Origin of the sequence: Mesorhizobium sp. M7A.F.Ca.CA.002.05.1.1 (genome assembly GCF_003998335.1) — a bacterium.
GTDB lineage: Bacteria > Pseudomonadota > Alphaproteobacteria > Rhizobiales > Rhizobiaceae > Mesorhizobium.
In genome coordinates this window covers 1-454 of sequence record NZ_RZQI01001645.1, presented here as the reverse complement: position 1 = coordinate 454, position 454 = coordinate 1, and the positions used below count along the sequence as shown (strand labels likewise).

Here is a 454-nt window from a genome sequence, read left to right as displayed (position 1 = left end):
GCTCGCACCCCGATCAACTCACCCGGTCGATCCGGGTTTTCCGCGGCAAGGTAGAGCTGGCGTCCTTCGCCTCGGGTGGCGACGCCGCCAACTGGCCAGACGGCGCCGACATTGCCGTTACCGTCACCACACGGCAGAAATCGGCTGAGGTTACGCAGACCTATTCCTGCCAGGGCGAAGCCGATCAGTGGCGCTGCGCGGCCAGTTCGAAGATGAGCGATTCTTCCTGCGACATCGCGCAGAAGGAGATTTTCCTCAAGCGTGGCGCCAATGGCACGATGATGCTGGCCAACCCCAACAGCGCGCTCGCGATCGTCGACCTGTGTTCGAAGGCCGCCGACGGCAAGACGAAATCCGACGACAAGGTCTACCGGCTGCAGCCAATGCCGCAATCGGCCTGCTCGCCTTGAGCTTCAATGGAGGGCGCGAATGGATAAGGCAAAAGTCTTTTGGT

General features: G+C 61.7%; 1 pseudogene. It reads left to right on the top strand.

Features of this window, described 5'->3' with window-relative positions:
- Positions 1-410: pseudogene (locus EN939_RS37550) on the top strand (hypothetical protein); the annotation flags it as partial.
- Between the last annotated feature and the right edge of the window lie 44 nt (positions 411-454).